Annotated in this window: 15 protein-coding genes, 1 other RNA gene and 1 pseudogene; 13 read left to right on the top strand and 4 right to left on the bottom strand. The window is 69.9% G+C overall.

Annotation, left to right across the window (positions count from 1 at the left end; translation table 11 throughout):
• Positions 1-81: 81 nt before the first annotated feature.
• From M2157_RS33895 to M2157_RS33835, 13 genes are all read left to right on the top strand, one after another.
• The gene (locus M2157_RS33895) at positions 82-1,134 is read left to right on the top strand and encodes a lytic transglycosylase domain-containing protein (protein ID WP_280867127.1); all 1,053 of its coding nucleotides are present in this window, start codon (positions 82-84) and stop codon (positions 1,132-1,134) included.
• A gap of 75 nt (positions 1,135-1,209) precedes the next feature.
• Positions 1,210-2,229, top strand: a complete 1,020-nt coding sequence (locus tag M2157_RS33890; RefSeq protein ID WP_348541814.1) for a sigma-70 family RNA polymerase sigma factor — start codon at positions 1,210-1,212, stop codon at positions 2,227-2,229.
• A 193-nt stretch (positions 2,230-2,422) separates the two neighbouring features.
• The gene (locus M2157_RS33885; RefSeq protein ID WP_280868317.1) at positions 2,423-3,367 is read left to right on the top strand and encodes an ABC transporter ATP-binding protein; all 945 of its coding nucleotides are present in this window, start codon (positions 2,423-2,425) and stop codon (positions 3,365-3,367) included.
• Positions 3,364-4,134, top strand: coding sequence for an ABC transporter permease (locus M2157_RS33880; protein WP_057614781.1), 771 nt, complete (start codon positions 3,364-3,366; stop codon positions 4,132-4,134). The genes M2157_RS33885 and M2157_RS33880 overlap by 4 nt, the downstream gene beginning before the upstream one ends.
• Positions 4,135-4,137: 3 nt before the next feature.
• Positions 4,138-4,971, top strand: a complete 834-nt coding sequence (locus tag M2157_RS33875) for an ABC transporter permease (RefSeq protein ID WP_280867125.1) — start codon at positions 4,138-4,140, stop codon at positions 4,969-4,971.
• A 5-nt stretch (positions 4,972-4,976) separates the two neighbouring features.
• The gene (locus M2157_RS33870) at positions 4,977-6,212 is read left to right on the top strand and encodes an MCE family protein (protein WP_280867124.1); all 1,236 of its coding nucleotides are present in this window, start codon (positions 4,977-4,979) and stop codon (positions 6,210-6,212) included.
• A complete protein-coding gene (locus M2157_RS33865; protein ID WP_280867123.1) occupies positions 6,209-7,246 on the top strand; it encodes an MlaD family protein in 1,038 nt (345 codons plus the stop codon). Before M2157_RS33870 ends, M2157_RS33865 begins: the two co-directional genes overlap by 4 nt.
• Positions 7,247-7,440: 194 nt before the next feature.
• Positions 7,441-8,421, top strand: coding sequence for an MCE family protein (locus tag M2157_RS33860; RefSeq protein ID WP_280868315.1), 981 nt, complete (start codon positions 7,441-7,443; stop codon positions 8,419-8,421).
• Positions 8,418-9,542 (top strand): MCE family protein, encoded by a 1,125-nt coding sequence (locus tag M2157_RS33855; protein ID WP_280867122.1) that lies wholly within the window; start codon positions 8,418-8,420, stop codon positions 9,540-9,542. The genes M2157_RS33860 and M2157_RS33855 overlap by 4 nt, the downstream gene beginning before the upstream one ends.
• Positions 9,539-10,816 carry an MCE family protein gene (locus tag M2157_RS33850; protein WP_280867121.1) on the top strand — a complete coding sequence of 426 codons (1,278 nt, stop codon included), beginning with the start codon at positions 9,539-9,541 and terminating at the stop codon, positions 10,814-10,816. The genes M2157_RS33855 and M2157_RS33850 overlap by 4 nt, the downstream gene beginning before the upstream one ends.
• Positions 10,813-12,090, top strand: coding sequence for an MlaD family protein (locus tag M2157_RS33845; protein ID WP_280867120.1), 1,278 nt, complete (start codon positions 10,813-10,815; stop codon positions 12,088-12,090). The genes M2157_RS33850 and M2157_RS33845 overlap by 4 nt, the downstream gene beginning before the upstream one ends.
• An 8-nt stretch (positions 12,091-12,098) precedes the next feature.
• On the top strand, positions 12,099-12,602 hold the full coding sequence (locus tag M2157_RS33840) for a hypothetical protein (protein ID WP_280857234.1): 504 nt from the start codon (positions 12,099-12,101) through the stop codon (positions 12,600-12,602).
• A gap of 63 nt (positions 12,603-12,665) precedes the next feature.
• Complete coding sequence (locus M2157_RS33835; protein ID WP_280867119.1) at positions 12,666-13,472, top strand: hypothetical protein; 807 nt, start codon at positions 12,666-12,668, stop codon at positions 13,470-13,472.
• A gap of 340 nt (positions 13,473-13,812) precedes the next feature.
• Here M2157_RS33835 and rnpB read toward each other — a convergent pair.
• The 4 genes and pseudogenes from rnpB to M2157_RS33815 all read right to left on the bottom strand — a co-directional run bounded on the left by rnpB (position 13,813) and on the right by M2157_RS33815 (position 16,684).
• An RNA gene (gene rnpB / locus M2157_RS33830) (RNase P RNA component class A) lies at positions 13,813-14,217 on the bottom strand.
• A 211-nt stretch (positions 14,218-14,428) separates the two neighbouring features.
• Positions 14,429-15,178: pseudogene (locus M2157_RS33825) on the bottom strand (DMT family transporter); the annotation flags it as partial.
• Between the two features lie 51 nt (positions 15,179-15,229).
• Positions 15,230-16,057: an AraC family transcriptional regulator gene (locus M2157_RS33820; RefSeq protein ID WP_280867118.1), complete on the bottom strand. Its 828-nt coding sequence runs from the start codon at positions 16,055-16,057 to the stop codon at positions 15,230-15,232.
• A 48-nt stretch (positions 16,058-16,105) separates the two neighbouring features.
• Positions 16,106-16,684, bottom strand: a complete 579-nt coding sequence (locus M2157_RS33815) for a Uma2 family endonuclease (RefSeq protein ID WP_280867117.1) — start codon at positions 16,682-16,684, stop codon at positions 16,106-16,108.
• Positions 16,685-16,706: the final 22 nt, after the last annotated feature.

The following is a 16,706-nucleotide window of genomic DNA, read 5'->3' as shown; positions in this document are numbered from 1 at the left end:
AATCGCCCCGCTCCGTGCGACGGACCCGCCGCCCTGGCACGTAGAGCAGACGACATCAGTTCACCGGGAGGGGAGCACGACGTGGCAGGGCACAGAGTCAGAGGCGCCAGGGGTACGGCGATCGCGGCGGCGACCATGGCGGCTCTGACCGCGTCACAGGCGCCGGCGGCGCTTCCGGCACGGGCCTCCGTACCCCCGCGGCAGGCGCCCGCCGAGCACGGGCCGAGCGTGTCGGGCGACACCGGGTACCGCACCGAGCTCCCGCCACTGCGGACCCGGAAACGCAAGGGCGGGGCGTCGGTGGCGGGCGCCGCGCTGCCGGTGAGCGTGTTCGCCGCCTACCGGCAGACCGAGGCAGAGCTCGCGCGCACCGCGCCCGGCTGCCGGCTGCGGTGGCAGTTGCTGGCCGCGATCGGCCAGGTGGAGTCCGGGCAGGCGCGTGGCGGTCGGGTGACGGCGGACGGTACGACCGTGGCGCCGATCCTCGGGCCGCGACTGGACGGCGGCCTTTTCGCCGTCGTGCGGGACACCGACGGGGGCGCGTACGACGGGGACCCGGCCTACGACCGGGCGGTCGGCCCGATGCAGTTCATCCCGTCGACCTGGGTCCGCTGGGGCACGGACGGCAACGGCGACGGGCGGGCGGACCCGGACAACGTCTTCGACGCGGCGCTCGCCGCCGGGCGCTACCTGTGTGCGGGCGGGCGAGACCTCTCCGACCCGGCCGAACTGGACCGGGCGGTCCTCGGTTACAACCACTCGCAGGACTATTTGCGCACGGTCAGGGCTTGGTACGCGTACTTCCTGGAGGGGCACCGGGTGGTGCCGGACAGCTCCGCGAAGGCGTCGACACGCCCCGAGCCGTCGCGGCCGAAACCCACGCCGGAGCCGACATCGTCCCCCTCCCCCAGCGCCTCCGCGTCCCGGACTCCGTCCGCGCCTGACTCGCCGGCCCCCACCAGGTCACGTCCGGCGGGCGGGGCCGAGAGGACCGAGGAGCCCCAACTCCCCCCGCCCGGCACGGACATCGAGCTGCCCGGCGACGATCTGCTGCCCAGCGACGGTCCGCTGACCAGCAACAATCTGGATTTGATGGTCTCCTCCCCCTCCCCAACCGCGGATACTGGGCGGTAATGTCGCCACCCGCCGGACGGCACAGGACCGGCGGGTGAGCGCAAAGGGGCCCTCATGGCGACGGACATGCCGGACATGCCTGCTGAGATACAGGCGGCCCACGACCGTTGGCAGCGCATGTGGAGTCACCGCGAGCAACTGCTCAAGGTGGCCCGGCGCAGGTCGATGAGCCCGGAGGACGCCGAGGACGCGGTGCACGAGGCGATGCTGCGCGCCGCGGAGCGCCCCGACCTGGACGACGAGCGCCTCGGCGGCTGGCTGACGACTGTGACCATGCGGCTGTGCGTCGATCGATACCGCCAGGTCAACCGTGAGATCGAGGTACACCGCAGCCCCACACTCGCCGCGCCGGGTCCGGTGCCCGTCGAGGAGGCGGTGTGCGACCGGGCCGAGGCCAGGTGGCTGGCCGTGCGCAGCGGGGAACTGCCCGCGCGCCAGGCCGAGGCACTCCGGCTGAAGTCCGAGGACCTCGACGTCGGCCAGGTCGCCGTGCGCATGGGGCTGAGCTATCGCACCGTCGAGTCGCTGCTCGCCCGGGCCCGGCGCACGCTGCGCAACTCGCTGGCCGGAACGCTGGGGCTCACCCTGTTCTTGTGGGGGCGCGGCAAGCTGCGCGCGGGCGGACACGCGCAGGCCGTGGTGGTGACCTCGACGGCCGCGACCCTGGTGGTGGCGGGGTTCGTGTTGCCGTACGTCCACGACGGGGACGGGCAGGGCACAGCTCCCCGTCCCTCCGTGTCCCGCATGGCCCAGGCGACCACGCAGACCGTCCGGCCCGACAGCGTCAGCCGGATCGCCCCGAACGCCCGTGATCTCTCGGCCGCCTCGACGTCTCCCGCAGCGACGCCGGCGGTGCCGCCCGGCGATCACGACCGGTCGCTGCTGCCTCTGTCGGTGCCACCGCTTCCGGATGCCTCGCTGTCACCAGTGCCGTCCGTCCCCGACGTCCCCGGCGTGTCCGACCTGCCTAGCGTGCCCGGCCTCCCCGATCTGCCGGCCACGTCCACGGTCCCGACGACGCTTCCGTCCCTCCCGAAGGCTCCCGCCACGCCCGCCGCCCCGACCGACGTACCGACCCCGACCGCGCTGCCATAGCACCGCCGGAAAGCACTGCCCCAGCACCGCCGGAAGAGCACTGCCGTAGAACCAGCGGAAAAAGCGCGGCCGCCGAGCCGCCGGAACCCCGGCCGCAAGACCCCCGAAAAAAACCGCCTCCGTCGCGACGGACGCCCCGCCCCTCCCCGTAGAGCAGATGTCGGAGCTGCTCCACGGCCGAAGGGTGGACTGGATGGGTGTCGAGATCTGTGTGGAAGGGCTGACCAAGTCCTTCGGTCACCAGGTCATCTGGCAGGACGTCTCGCTGACGCTGCCCGCCGGGGAGGTATCGGTCATGCTCGGCCCCTCGGGCACGGGCAAGTCGGTGTTTCTCAAGACGCTCGTCGGACTGCTGAAGCCGGAGCGGGGTTCCGTGAAGGTCGCGGGCCGGGACGTCACCAAGCTGCGCGAGCGCGACCTGTACGAGGTGCGGAAGCTGTTCGGGGTGCTGTTCCAGGACGGCGCGCTGTTCGGCTCGATGAGCCTGTACGACAACATCGCTTTTCCGCTGCGGGAGCACACCCGTAAGTCCGAGAGCCAGATCCGGCGCATCGTGCTGGAGAAGATGGACATGGTCGGGCTGATCGGTTCGGAGGGGAAGCTGCCCGGCGAGATCTCCGGCGGCATGCGAAAGCGGGCCGGTCTCGCCCGAGCCCTGGTCCTCGACCCCGAGATCATCCTCTTCGACGAACCCGACTCCGGCCTCGACCCCGTACGCGTCGCCTATCTCAACCAACTGATCGTCGACCTCAACGCACAGATCAATGCGACCTTCCTGATCGTCACCCATGACATCGCCTCGGCCCGCCAGGTGCCGGACAACATCGGGCTGTTGTTCCGCCGTGAGCTGATCATGTTCGGCCCCCGCGAGGAGCTGCTGACCAGCGACGAGCCCGTCGTACGGCAGTTCCTGAACGGCCGGATGCAGGGCCCCATCGGGATGGCCGAGGAGAAGGACGCCGCGCAGGTCGAGCAGGAGCTGGCCCAGCTCGGCGACGGAGCGCACACAAAATCTCCCGGCAGCCAGGCTCTGACTCCCCGCCTGCTGCCGGGACCAGGCATCACCAGGCCACCCCGCTGGGAGGCGATCGCGAGACGCGAGGCCGAGCTGCGCCGAAAGGCGGTGACCGGCGCATGAGGCTGTCACCGACCGGAGCCCTCAGACAATCCGGGAACCTCTTCGCGATGGCGCTGGACGTCGTCCGGACCATCCCCCGACGGCCCTTCCAGGCGCGGGAGTTCATCCAGCAGGCCTGGTTCGTCGCGAGCGTCACGATCCTGCCGACGGCCCTCGTGTCCATCCCCTTCGGCGCGGTCATCGCGCTGCAGATCGGCAGCCTGACCCGGCAGCTGGGCGCCCAGTCCTTCTCCGGGGCCGCCTCGGTCCTTGCGGTGTTGCGGGAGGCCTCACCGATCGTCACCGCCTTGCTGATCGCGGGCGCCGGCGGCACGGCGATCTGCGCGGACCTCGGGGCCCGGAAGATCCGCGAGGAGATCGACGCGATGCAGGTGCTGGGCATCGACCCCATCCACCGGCTGGTCGTTCCGCGGGTCCTTGCGTCGATGGTGGTGGCGGTGCTGCTCAACGGCCTGGTCTCGGTGGTCGGCGTCGCGGGCGGCTACTTCTTCAACGTCGTCCTGCAGAACGGCACACCCGGCGCCTATCTCGCCTCCTTCACCACGCTCGCCCAGCTCTCCGACCTGTGGGCGGCGGAGATCAAGGCGCTGGTGTTCGGTGCGATCGCCGCGATCGTCGCCTCGTACAAGGGACTCACCGCGAAGGGCGGTCCGAAGGGTGTGGGCGACGCGGTGAACCAGTCGGTGGTGATCACCTTCATGTTGCTGTTCGTAACGAACTTCGTGATGACCGCGGTGTACTTCCAAGTCGTCCCGCAGAGGGGTTAGCCGATGCGACGGATACGACCTCAAGGACTCCTCGACCAACCACTCCGTTCCCTCGAAGAGCTGGGCGCCCAACTCTCCTTCTACGGCCGCTCGTTGGCCTGGACGGGCCGCACCCTGCGCCGCTACAAGAAGGAGATCCTGCGGCTGCTCGCCGAGGTGAGTTTCGGGCGCGGCGCCCTCGCCGTCGTGGGCGGCACGGTCGGCGTCATCGCCTTCCTGTCGTTCTTCACCGGCACGGAGGTGGGCCTGCAGGGGTATGCCGCGCTCAACCAGCTCGGCACCTCCAACTTCGTGGCGTTCCTCTCGGCGTACTTCAACACCCGGGAGATCGCCCCGCTGGTGGCCGGCCTCGCGCTGTCCGCCACGGTGGGCGCCGGGTTCACGGCGCAGCTGGGCGCGATGCGGATCAGCGAGGAGACGGACGCCCTCGAAGTCATGGGCGTCCCCTCGCTGCCGTTCCTGGTGACGACCCGGATGATCGCCGGTTTCGTCGCGGTGATCCCGCTGTACGTCGTCGGACTGCTGTCCTCGTACTTCGCCGCCCGCACCATCACCACCGGCTACTACGGGCAGTCGGCGGGCACCTACGACCACTACTTCCAGCAGTACCTGCCGCCGGTCGACGTGCTGTGGTCCTTCGGGAAGGTGCTCGTCTTCGCCGTCCTGATCATCCTGGTGCACTGCTTCTACGGCTACTACGCGAGCGGCGGCCCGGCGGGCGTCGGCGTCGCCGTGGGCCGCGCCGTGCGCACCTCGATCGTCGCGATCAACGTCCTGGACTTCTTCCTGTCGCTCGCGATCTGGGGCGCCAACACAACCGTACGGATTGCGGGGTGAGCCGAATGAGGGTGCTGAGACTGCGGTTGTACGGCGTCGTGTTCCTCGCCGTGCTCGCGCTGCTGCTGTCGCTGTCGGTCGCCGTGTACCAGCAGGTGTTCACCCCGGCCGTACGGATCGAGCTGGAGGCCGACAGCCTCGGCAACCAGCTCGATCCCCGCGCCGACGTCAAGCTGCGAGGACTGCTGGTCGGCGAGGTGCGCGCGGTGCACGCCGACGGGACGAAGGCGACGCTCGACATCGCGCTCAAGCCGGAGTACGTCACGTACATCCCGTCCGACGTGCACGCGCGCCTGCTGCCCAAGACGCTGTTCGGCGAGAAGTACGTCGACCTGGTCGCGCCCGCGCGCCCCTCGGCCAGGCCCATCCGCGCGGGGGACGTCATCACCCAGGACCGCACCCGCGTCGGCATCGAGCTCCAGCAGCTGATGAACGACCTGCTGCCGCTGCTGCGGACCGTGCAGCCCGGCAAGCTCAACGCCACGCTCTCCGCGTTCGCCACCGCCCTCGAAGGGCGCGGCGACCGGATCGGCGCCAACCTCACGCGCGTGGGGGACTATCTGCACCGGCTCAATCCTCACCTGCCCTCCCTCACCGAGGACTTCGCACGCCTGGCCGACGTCGCCGAGGTGTACGGCGACGCGGCTCCCGACCTGATGGAGATCCTGCGCAACACCGTCACCACCAGCCGCACCATCGTCGAGCAGCGGGACCGGCTCGCGGCCGCGCTCACCACGACGGCCACCGCCGCGGCCACCGCGGACGACTTCCTCGACGCGAACGGTGACCGGCTGATCACCCTGGGCCGGGTCTCCCGCCCCACGCTCGAACTCTTCGCCCGCTACTCGCCCGAGTACCCCTGCCTTCTCGCCGGCCTGGTCCATGAGGAGCAGGCCTCCGAGCAGGCGTTCCGCGGCGGCAAGATGCACATCACGCTCGAAGTCGTCCGCCAGCAAGGGGCGTACGAACCCGGTGAGTATCCCCGCTACGACGACCGGTCGGGGCCCGACTGCCGCGACCTGCCCCATCCCCCGGTGCCCGCCCCCGGGGTCCACCTCAACGACGGTTCGGCGAAGGGCAGTTCGTCCGGTCCGGTCGGCGTCTCCGCCACCCGGGCCGAGCAGCGCTCCGTCGGCTCGCTCGTGGCGCCCGTCATGGGCGTACCCGCCGACGAGGTGCCGCCGGTCGCGACCCTGCTGTTCGGACCGATGGCGCGCGGAACGGCGGTGAGCGTCGCATGAGGACGTCAGGAGCCCGGCAGGCCGCCGCCCCGCTGATCAAGTTCAGCCTCTTCGCCCTGGTGACAATCCTGGCGACCGCCCTGCTCGCCGCCACCATCGTCAACATCTCCCTCACCCCCGAGCACACGTATCACGCGGTGTTCAGCGATGTGACGGGCCTGGAGAAGGGCGACGACATCCGGGTGGCCGGGGTGCGGGTCGGCGAGGTCGAGGGCATCCGGATCAAGGACCGGACGCTGGCGGAGGTCACCTTCACCGTCAGCGCGGAGCGTCCGCTGCTGAACAGCACCGGCGCGGTCATCCGCTACCGGAACCTGGTCGGACAGCGCTACGTCGCCCTGACCGAGGGCGCGGGAGACGGCACCCTGCTGAGGCCAGGCGCCGCGATCCCGCTGTCGCGCACGCAGCCCGCGCTGGACCTCAACGCGCTGCTGAACGGCTTCAAGCCACTGTTCGCCGCGCTCAGCCCGCAGGACGTCAACCAGCTCGCCACCGAGATCATCCGGACTCTCCAGGGTGAGGGCGGCACCGTCAACAGCCTGCTCGTGCACACGGCTTCGCTCACCACGACCCTGGCCGGCCGCGACAAGCTGATCGGGTCGGTGATCGACAACCTCAACACCGTGCTGGAGACGCTGGACAAGCGCGATGCGCGCTTCTCCGGGCTCCTCAAGCAGCTGCGTCGGGTGATCTCGGGGCTGTCCGCCGACCGCAAGCCCATCGGACAGTCGCTGGTGGGCATCGGCGACCTGACGGACGCCACCGCGGGGCTGCTCAAGGACGCGCGTCCGCCCCTGAAGGACGACATCGCCGAGCTGACCGATCTCACCGGAACGCTCAACAAGAACGAGAACACCGTGGAGGGCGTCCTGAAGCGGCTGCCGAACAAGCTCAACGCGCTGACGGGGACGGCGTCCTACGGCTCCTGGTTCAACTTCTACCTCTGCGACTTCGACGGCCGGATCGTGCTGCCGAAGACGAAGCAGGTGCTCACACCGGAGCTGCACGTGGCGAGGGCGAGGTGCGGCGCATGACGAAGCACTTCCTTCCGCGCAGGACCCGCAAGCGCCGCCCGGAGCCGCTGGTCAAGGTCCGCATCGACCCACCGAAGCTCCCGAAAATACGGCTCCTGCCGCGCCGGGCACCACGCCCCCGCCGCCCCGACCCCCTGGTCAAAGTCCGCGTCGACCCACCCAAGCTGCCCCGCATACGGATACGCCGCCCACGCCTGACCCCGTTCCGCGACCGCAACCCCGTGGTGATCGGAGCCGTCGGCCTCACCATCCTCGGGCTGCTGACCGTGGCCGCGTTCAACGCCGACAGCCTGCCGCTGATCGGCGGCGGCGAGACGTACAGCGCGGCCTTCTCGGAGGCGGGCGGCCTCAAGCCCGGCGACGAGGTGCGGATCGCCGGCGTCAAGGTCGGCAAGGTCGAGGACGTCGATCTGGACGGTGACCACGTCAAGGTCACCTTCAAGATCAAGGACGATCCGGGGTTCGGTACCGAGACCGGCGCCTCGATCCGGGTCAAGACGATCCTCGGCGCGAAGTACCTCGCGCTGCGCCCCAAGGGACCGGGGCAGCTGAAGCCCGGCAGTGAGATACCGCTGAAGAGGACGGTTCCGGCGTACGACGTCGTGCAGGCGTTCAGCGATCTCACCACAACGACGGAGAAGGTCGACACCGACCAGTTGGCGAAGGCCCTGGACACCATCTCCACCACCTTCCAGGACTCGCCCGCCGAGGTACGGGCGTCCATCAAGGGCCTGTCGAAGATCTCCCGGACGGTCGCCTCGCGCGACAGGGCGCTGGGTGAACTCCTCGACCACGCGAACGGAGTCACGGGCGTGCTGGCCGAGCACTCCGAGGACTTCTCCGCGCTGGTCAAGGACGGCGACAAACTGTTCAAGGAGATCAGCCTGCGGCGCGAGGCGATCCACAAGCTACTGAAGAGCTCGGCCGTGCTCGGCATCGAGCTCTCCGGCCTGGTCGCGGACAACGAAAAGGAGATCGGGCCCGCGCTCAAGGGCCTGAACCGCGTGGTGCAGATGCTCGAACGGAATCAGTCCAGCCTCGACCGGAGCGTCAAGCTGCTCGCGCCGTACGTCCGGGTCTTCACCAACGCCGTCGGCAACGGCCGCTGGTTCGACAGTTACGTCCAGAACCTGGTCGCCGCTCCGGTGGTGCCGCGGACGGGAGGCGCGCAGTGAAGAATCTGAAGAGGCGCGTGGCCGTGGTCACCGCACTCGCCCTCGCCGTCGCGCTCACCTACGTGCTGTGGCCGCGCTCCGAGTCCGTGCACGTCACCGCGTACTTCCCGCGCACCGTCGGCATCTACCCCGGCTCGGACGTCCGCGTCCTCGGCGTCCGGATCGGCGAGGTCGAGAAGATCACGCCGGAGGGCGACCGGGTGCGGGTGGAGCTGGCGTACGACGAAGGCCGCAAGGTCCCGGCGGACGCGAAGGCCGCAATCATCAACTCCTCGGTGGTCAGCGACCGTTACCTGCAGCTGCTGCCGGTGTACCGAAAAGGCCCGGTGCTACAAAACGGCGCCGTCATCCCCGAGACGCGGACCGCCGTGCCGGTCGAGCTGGACCGCGTCTTCGACAGTCTGCACACGACGGCCGACGCGCTTGGCCCCAAGGGCGCCAACAAGGACGGCTCGCTGTCGCGGCTTCTCGGAGTGAGTGCGGACAACCTCGACGGCCAGGGCGAGAACCTCAACCAGACGGTCGAGGACCTCTCGCAGGCCGTCACCACGCTGTCCGACGGCCGCACAGACCTCTTCGGCACGGTCCGGAACCTTCAGGTGTTCACGGCGGCACTGGCCGCCGACGACAAGAGCGTGCGGTCGTTCAACACCAGCCTCGCCGAGGTCGCCGGGCAGCTCGCGGGCGAGCGTGAGGACCTCGCGGACGCGCTGCGGAACCTGGGGACGGCGCTCGGCGACGTGTCGGACTTCGTGAAGAACAACAAGAAGTCGCTGACCTCGAACGTGAAAGGCCTCAGCAAGGTGACCAAGGTGCTCGTCACCCAACGGGCCGCGCTGGAGGAGCTGTTGGAGGTCGCTCCTACGGGTCTGTCGAACCTGAACAACGCGTACAACCCGTCCGCGGGCACCCTCGACACCCGCAACAACGCCCAGCAGGCGCAGGATCCGGCCTCGCTGTTGTGCTCCGTGCTGAAGACGACCGGCGACGAAGGCGGAAAGAGCCCTGACTGCAAGGAACTGAAGGATCTCTTCGACTCCCTGCCGAAGGCGCCTCAGGGCTCCGCGGTGACGGGAACGGTCGACCGGACGCTCGGCGGAATTCTGGGGGCGAGCGCATGAGCGCACTGCGCAAGGTCGGGACGGTCGCGTGGGCCGCGGTCGGAGCACTGCTGCTGTCCGGGTGCGAGTTCAACGGTTGGTACGACGTCCAGCTGCCCGGTGGAGCCGCCGCCGACGGCCACGCGTACCACGTCACCGTCGAGTTCCGCGACGTCCTCGACCTGGTGCCGCAGTCGGCGGTGAAGGTCAACAACGTCACCGTGGGCGCGGTCGAGAAGGTGCAGCTGGACGGCTGGCACGCGCGCGTACGGCTGCGGGTCGCCGACTCGGTGAAGCTGCCCGCCAACGCGGTCGCGGAGCTGCGGCAGACCAGCATGCTCGGCGAGAAGTACGTCGCGCTCTCCGCCCCGTCCGGCACGGCCCCCATGGGCCGGCTCGGCGACGGCGACCGCATCCCGCTGTCCCGCAGCGGCCGCAACCCGGAGATCGAGGAGGTGCTGTCCGCGCTGTCGGCGCTGCTCAACGGTGGCGGAGTGGCCCAGCTCAAGACGATCACCGTGGAGCTGAACAAGGCTCTGAACGGCCGGGAGAACCGGGTCAGGTCGCTGCTCAAGGAGCTGAACACGTTCATCGGCGGTCTGGACGACCAGCGCGAGGACATCGTTCGCGCCCTCAAGGCCGTCGACCGGCTCGCGGGGCGGCTCGGTAAGGAGAAGAAGACGATCGCCCAGGCCGTCGACGCGATGCCGCCCGCGCTGAAGGTCCTGGCCGACCAGCGGCGCGATCTGACAAAGATGCTCACCGCCCTGTCGAAGCTGGGCAAGACGGGCACCAAGGTGGTCAAGGCCTCGCACGACGACACGGTCGCGAACCTCAAACAGCTGCGGCCGATCCTGAAGCAGCTGAACAAGGCGGGTGACGATCTGCCCAACTCCCTGGAGCTGCTGACCACTTACCCGTTCCCGCGCAACGCGGTGGACGCCGTCAGGGGTGACTACGTCAACCTCGACATCACGGCCGACCTCGATCTGTCCGACCTGTACGGGAACTTGACGGGCGGGTCCGGCAAGTCCGGGGAGGGGAACGGCGATTCCAAGCAGCCCGAGACCCCCGATATACCCGACCTCCCGGACCTGCCGGCCGTCCCGACCCCCACCGCGCTGCCCAGCACACCGAGCCTGCCGTCGTCCCCCTCGGTGCCGTCGGCCCCGTCGGGCGGCGGCGGTCCGTTGTGCCCGCCGGTGTGCACCAGCAGCTACACCACCCGAGGAGAGCTGCCCGAGGGGATCGACCTCGCGCTCGCAGAGCTGATGCTGAAGGGGATTCAGCCGTGATCACACGTACGGTCAAGGCCCAGCTGCTCGCCTTCGCCACCGTCACCGCCGTCGGGGTCTCGTACGTCGGCGCCGAGTACACGGGCCTGGTGGACGACGTCCTGGGCCGCGGCTACACCGTGCGGGCGGACTTCGCCGACTCCGGGGGCATCTTCCCCGGCGCCGAGGTCACCTACCGCGGTGTGCCGGTGGGCCGCGTCGGCGCGCTGCGGCTGACCGGCTCCGACGGCGTCTCGGTCGCCCTCGACATCAAGGACGTCGCGCCGCGCATCCCGGCGGACACCCTGGCCGTCGTGGCGAACCGCTCGGCGGTGGGCGAGCAGTACGTAGATCTACAGCCGCGAACTTCGCATGGCCCGTATCTCCTCGACGGCAGCGCCATCCCGCGCGGCAGCACCCGCGTGCCGCTGGCAACGACGGACTTGGTCCTCAGCCTGGACGGACTGGTGAACTCCGTCGGCAAGGACGATCTACGCATCACCGTCGACGAGCTGGGCAAGGCATTCTCGGGCACCGGCCCGAACCTGAGCCGGCTGGTGGACTCGGGCAACGCGCTCGTGGAGTCGGCCTCCGAGTCACTCCCCCAGACGATCTCGCTGATCGAGGACTCGCGAAAGGTCCTCAGGACACAGGCCGACCAGGGCTCGTCCATCAAGTCGTTCGCGCACGATCTGGCGGCGCTCAGCGCACAGCTGAAATCGAGCGACGGGGACCTGCGCAAACTGATCGGCAACGCGACGCCGGCCGCGCAACAGGTGAACTCTCTGCTGAAATCCACCGGCCCACGGCTGTCGGTCCTGCTGGCCAACCTGATCAGCGGCGGCCAGGTCACGCTGGCCCGACTGCCCGGCGTGGAGCAGTCCCTGGTCACCTTCCCGGCGCTGGTCGCGGGCAGCTACACGGTCGTCCCGGGCGACGGCACCACCCACTTCGGCCTGGTGGTGAACGCCGACGACCCGCCGGCGTGCACCCAGGGATACGGGACAACACGGCGTGACCCCTCGGCCACCAGCACACGCGAGGCGAACACCGACGCACGCTGCACCGCCCCGCGCGGAAGCAAGACGTCGGTGCGGGGCGCACAGAACGCCCCCGGCGCGTCGACCACGTCCGGCGGTGCGAACCAGGCGGCGTACGTCACGCCGTACGACCCGGAGACCGGCACCGCAACCGGCCCGGACGGAAGGCCCGTCGAGATCGGCTCGACGGGCGGTCAACAGGCGGTGTTCGGAGGGGAGTCGTGGCAATGGCTGCTAGTCGGACCGATGGCATGAGCAGGATCATGAGAGGTGCCCTGTCGGGCAGAGGGACGGGCAGAGCCTGGTCGGTGGGGCTGGCCGTGGCGACCGTCCTCACCACCGCACTGACGATCTGGCTGAGCTTCGGGCTCTACAACCAGCGCGAGGCGGAGCAGCGGCGCCAGGACCTCCTGGCCGCGGCCCGCCAGTCGGCGCTGAACTTCACCTCGCTCGACTACCGGCACTACGACCGGGACAGCGCGAACGTCCTCGAGAGCGCCACCGGCGACTTCAAGAAGCAGTTCGCCGCGCAGACGGAGGAGCTGACGCAGCTGGTCGCCCAGAACAAGTCGGTCTCCGAGGGCCAGGTTCTGGAGGCGGGCATCGTCCGGTCCGACGAGCACTCGGCCCGCGTCCTGGTGGTCGCCGACAGCAGGGTGACCAACATCGCCGCGCCCAAGGGCGAGGCGCGCACCTATCGGCTGCAGCTCGACCTGGTGCACCGGGACGGCCGCTGGCTGACTTCCGACGTCGAGTTCGTCGGCTGACCGCGGGTCGGCTGACCGCGCCCCGACCGCCGCACGCCCCATGAGTACTTGAGGAGCAAGACCGTGACAAAGACGACCACCCGAAGCCGCGGCTCCGGTTCCGGATCCGGCACCGGGCGCACCATGACCGCAGCCGCCCGCGCGGCGGCCAAGCGCGCGGAGCGCGGCCACCGCGAACCGGACCCGGCGGCCGCCAACAAGGAAACCCCGGGACGGCCGGAGGCCCCGGAAGCCGGACGCACCGTGCTCATCGAGCCCAAGGACGAGAACGGCTGGGACGACCCGCCCGAGCCCTCGCCGGAGTCCTTCGAGGAGGACGCGCCGCAGCAGGAGTGCGAACCCGGCGGCCCCGCTGCGCCAACGCGGTACGGTCGGCGGCGCCTGCTCACCACGACCCTGTGCGTCCTGCTCGTGGCGGGCCTGGTCGCGGCCGCCGTGCTCGGATGGCGGTACCGGGAGGGGGCGCGGGCCGAACAGGCCCGGGGACAGGCGCTCGCGGCCGCGCGGCAGGCGGCGCCCGTCGTGCTGTCGTACGACTACCGTCACCTGGACCGCGACTTCGCCGCGGCCCGCGCCCGGCTCACCGGCCACTTCCGCGACGAGTACGCGAAGACCACCACGGCGGTGGTCGGCCCGACGGCCAGGAAATACCACGGGGTGGTGAAGGCGACGGTGGCGGCTCCCACCGGCGGCTCCCCGGCAGCCTCCGTGATCTCGGCCTCGGCGGACCGCGCCGTCGTCCTCCTCTTCGTCAACCAGGTGACCACGAGCACCCAGGTCTCGGGCTCCCGCGTGGACCTGAACCGGGTGCGGATGACGCTGACCCGTACGTCCGACGGCTGGAGGGTGAGCGCGGTCGACGCGCTCTGACATCCGTATCTTCCGGCCCGCGGAGGGCAGCCGAGTCGGACTGGAGTTCCAGTCGATCACCTGCATCTGGTCGATCTGCGTCGCGACGACCGCGCCTATCGCTGGCGCGTCATCGAGCAAGGGGCTCTGAGCTGATCGCATCCCTGGCGCCCTCTGCAGACGTACCAGCTCAGAGGTGTCCCTCGCCCCTCCGCTCCAGGGACCTTTCAGGGACTTCCAGTGCTGCCTGGGGGACTTTCGAGGGACTTTTCGCCACCTGACGCGGCAAGCCCCTGAAAGATCGGAAAGGGCCTCCGACGCAGGTCAGAGGCCCTTTACCAGGCAAAGCCGCAGCTGGCGGCAGACGAGTCGGGCTGTACGCCGGGTTCTGTTCTGAGGGGTTCTCGCGAATCCCTCAGCGACGGCCATCCATCTAGGACCGGTGTTGCCGCCGGTCTCGTGCGGTCTACCCGGGGACTCGGGCGGGCAGCCCTCGAACGTCCCCGCAGGGCCACCATTACAGCGGCCCCTTTTGACCTTGCTCCGGGTGGGGTTTACCTAGCTGCTCAGGTCGCCCTGGGCACTGGTGGTCTCTTACACCGCCGTTTCACCCTTACCGAGGACCGAAGTCCCCGGCGGTTTGTTTTCTGTGGCACTTTCCCGCGGGTCACCCCGGGTGGCCGTTAGCCATCACCCTGCCCTGTGGAGCCCGGACGTTCCTCGGGAAGGCCCCTGAGGGACTTCACGCGGCCGTCCGCCCGGCTCGTCTGCCGTGTCGACCATGTTACCGGGCGCGCGCCTCGCCTCTGTCCCGCCTGTCCGGCCGGGGTCCGGCCCGCGGCGGAGTCGCTGTGCGCGGCCTTGCCCCTAGGGTGATCCAGCACCGGGCGGGTGGCGGCTCGCTGACCGGAGGCGGTTGCCAGTACCGAGCCCGCCAGGATCAGGGTGAAGGCCGCCAGGATGGTCGCCGTCAGTGGCTCGGACAGGAAGATCGCGCCCGCTGCCACCGCTACCGCCGGGTTGACGTACGTGAAGACGGTTGCCCTGGTCGGGCCCGCCTCCTTGATCAGTTCCAGGAAGGCCACGAAGGCGACCGCGGTGCAGACCACGCCCAGGACGGCCAGCGCGGTCAGGACCGAGGCGGCGGGCATCGCCGATGGCCAGGTCATCGCCGCCGCCGGGGCGTAGACCAGGGCCGCGAGGGCCAGGCAGGGGGCTATGAGCTGGAGGGTCGGGACAGCCTTGAGGTAACGCGCGGCGATCAACGGGGCCGTTGCGTAGCCGATCACCGTCACCAGGACCTCCGCCAGGGAGCGGGCGTCCCCGCCCGTCAGGTGCGGGACCGTGAGGACTCCTACGCCGGCCAGGCCCAGGCCGAGCCCGACGACGCGCCGCACTCCCAGCCTCTCCGTTTCGCCGAAGAAGCGGGCCAGGGCCACTCCTACGATCGGGACGCCCGCGATCAGCAGGCCCGCTGTCGAGCTGGACAGGTGGCGTTCCGCGTCGGTCAGGGTCCACCAGGGGCCGATGATCTCGATGCACGCGAAGGCCAGCATCGGGCGCCAGTGGGTTCGAACGGTGGCGGTCAGGCCGCCCTGCCGTATCGCGAAGGGCAGGAGCAAGGCCGAGCCCAGCGCGCAGCGCGTGAACACCACCATCGACGGGGACAGCGGGGCGTCCACCGCCACCTTGATCAACAGGTAGGGGATGCCCCAGACCACTCCCATCAGGGAGAACAGAAACCAGCCGCGTGCAGTCATGCGGCCATGTTCGTCGCGTCAGCGGCGGCCGTCTTGAACGCTGTTGCGGTACGCCGCCGGGGTGACCCCGAGGACCCGCCGGAACCAGCGGGTCAGGTGCGCCTGGTCGGCGAAGCCCACCAGGCCCGCGACCTCGGCCGGCTTCAAGCCGGACTCCAGTAGGCCGCGGGCCCGGTGGACCCGATGCTGCGCCAGCCAGGCGTACGGGGGTATCCCCATCGTCGTACGGAAGGCTCGGAGGAGTTGGTAGCGGGACAGGCCCAAAGCGGTGGCTAGTTCGGCGAGGGAGGGGGGCTCCAGGAGGTCGTCGGCCAGGCGGTCCCGTACCGCGTGGGCGATGTGGGCGGCGCCTGGCACCGCGTCGCTTGTCGCGCGGGCCGTGGAGTGGCGGCTGGCGAGGGCCGTGAGCAGCCATGGGAGTCGGGACTCCATCTCCAACGGGTCGGGGCAGGCGCTCAGTTCGGTGTGGGCTCGGCGGAGCGCGGCGGCTAGTTCGGGGTCGTCCAGGAGCGGCTCGCGGAAGTACGGGAGTCCGCCGCCGAGGGTGCCTTCGGTGAGGAGGGACGGGTCGGGGTACAGGGCGCGGTAGGCGTAGCCGCCGTCGGAGGCTGCGGGACGGCCTGTGTGCATCTCGCCGGGAGCCAGTACGACGATGGAGCCCGGGCCTGGGCGGAGGTGGTCGCCCCGGTAGTCGATGACCTCGGAGCCGCCGACGCAGATGCCGATGCTGAACTGCTCGTGCGTGTGCGAGGCGTAGACGTGGCGGTCGAAGCGGGCGGTCAGGAGGTCCAGCGGGGGGCCGCAACGGCCCAGCCGCGCCCTGGTCCACAGAGCCTGTTCCGCCACGGTCCGTCCCCCTGTCCGTCTTGCTCAGAGGATGCAACGCCCCAGCACTCAGAGAAAGTCCGCGGTCTCCAGCTCGAAGGCGAACGGCTCCGGGAGGGTGAGCGCCTTGCCGAAGGGGCGAGTGCAGTGCTCGCGGTAGTCGTCCTTCTCCGGGTCGCTGAACAGCGTGATCGAGTCGGCGTCCCGGTCGACGAGCAGGTAGAGGGGGATGCCTCCGCGCGCGTAGCAGCGGCGCTTGGCCTCACGGTCGGCCTTGGGCTTGGTGGACGTCACCTCCAGGACCATGGCGACACCCTCGCAGGGCATCCAGGGGTCGGCGCCTTTGAAAAGACGTAGGTGAGTGGGCGCGAAGGTGGTGTCTGGGACCACATGATTCTTCGGGCAGGTGTCTCCGCTCTTCAGCCTCAACCCTTTGTTGCCGGAGAAGTCCATGTCGGACCGAGAGCGTCGAATCACCTGCTTCACGATCACGTTGATGTAGTTCTCGTGATCCCCGTCCGGCGGCGGCGTCACAACGATCTCCCCCTCGATCAGCTCGGCCCGGAAACCCTCCGGCGTGTCCAGGGCGAGAAAGCCCTCCAGCAGGACCTCTTCCTGCGTGAGCGGCTCATGGGCCATGGCAGTCATGTCACGCCCCTCCTTCGGTCGC

Source organism: Streptomyces sp. SAI-127, from assembly GCF_029894425.1.
In the GTDB taxonomy this organism is placed as follows: domain Bacteria; phylum Actinomycetota; class Actinomycetes; order Streptomycetales; family Streptomycetaceae; genus Streptomyces.
This window is presented reverse-complemented; position numbering and strand designations above follow the sequence as displayed.

What these genes read in the sequence shown, in the direction of transcription:
- M2157_RS33890 (WP_348541814.1), top strand. Translation starts at nt 1,210, where the DNA reads ATGCCTGCTGAGATACAGGCGGCCCACGACCGTTGGCAGCGCATGTGG.
- M2157_RS33885 (WP_280868317.1), top strand. Translation starts at nt 2,423, where the DNA reads ATGGGTGTCGAGATCTGTGTGGAAGGGCTGACCAAGTCCTTCGGTCAC.
- M2157_RS33880 (WP_057614781.1), top strand. Translation starts at nt 3,364, where the DNA reads ATGAGGCTGTCACCGACCGGAGCCCTCAGACAATCCGGGAACCTCTTC.
- M2157_RS33875 (WP_280867125.1), top strand. Translation starts at nt 4,138, where the DNA reads ATGCGACGGATACGACCTCAAGGACTCCTCGACCAACCACTCCGTTCC.
- M2157_RS33870 (WP_280867124.1), top strand. Translation starts at nt 4,977, where the DNA reads ATGAGGGTGCTGAGACTGCGGTTGTACGGCGTCGTGTTCCTCGCCGTG.
- M2157_RS33865 (WP_280867123.1), top strand. Translation starts at nt 6,209, where the DNA reads ATGAGGACGTCAGGAGCCCGGCAGGCCGCCGCCCCGCTGATCAAGTTC.
- M2157_RS33850 (WP_280867121.1), top strand. Translation starts at nt 9,539, where the DNA reads ATGAGCGCACTGCGCAAGGTCGGGACGGTCGCGTGGGCCGCGGTCGGA.
- M2157_RS33840 (WP_280857234.1), top strand. Translation starts at nt 12,099, where the DNA reads ATGAGAGGTGCCCTGTCGGGCAGAGGGACGGGCAGAGCCTGGTCGGTG.
- M2157_RS33815 (WP_280867117.1), bottom strand. Translation starts at nt 16,684, where the DNA reads ATGACTGCCATGGCCCATGAGCCGCTCACGCAGGAAGAGGTCCTGCTG.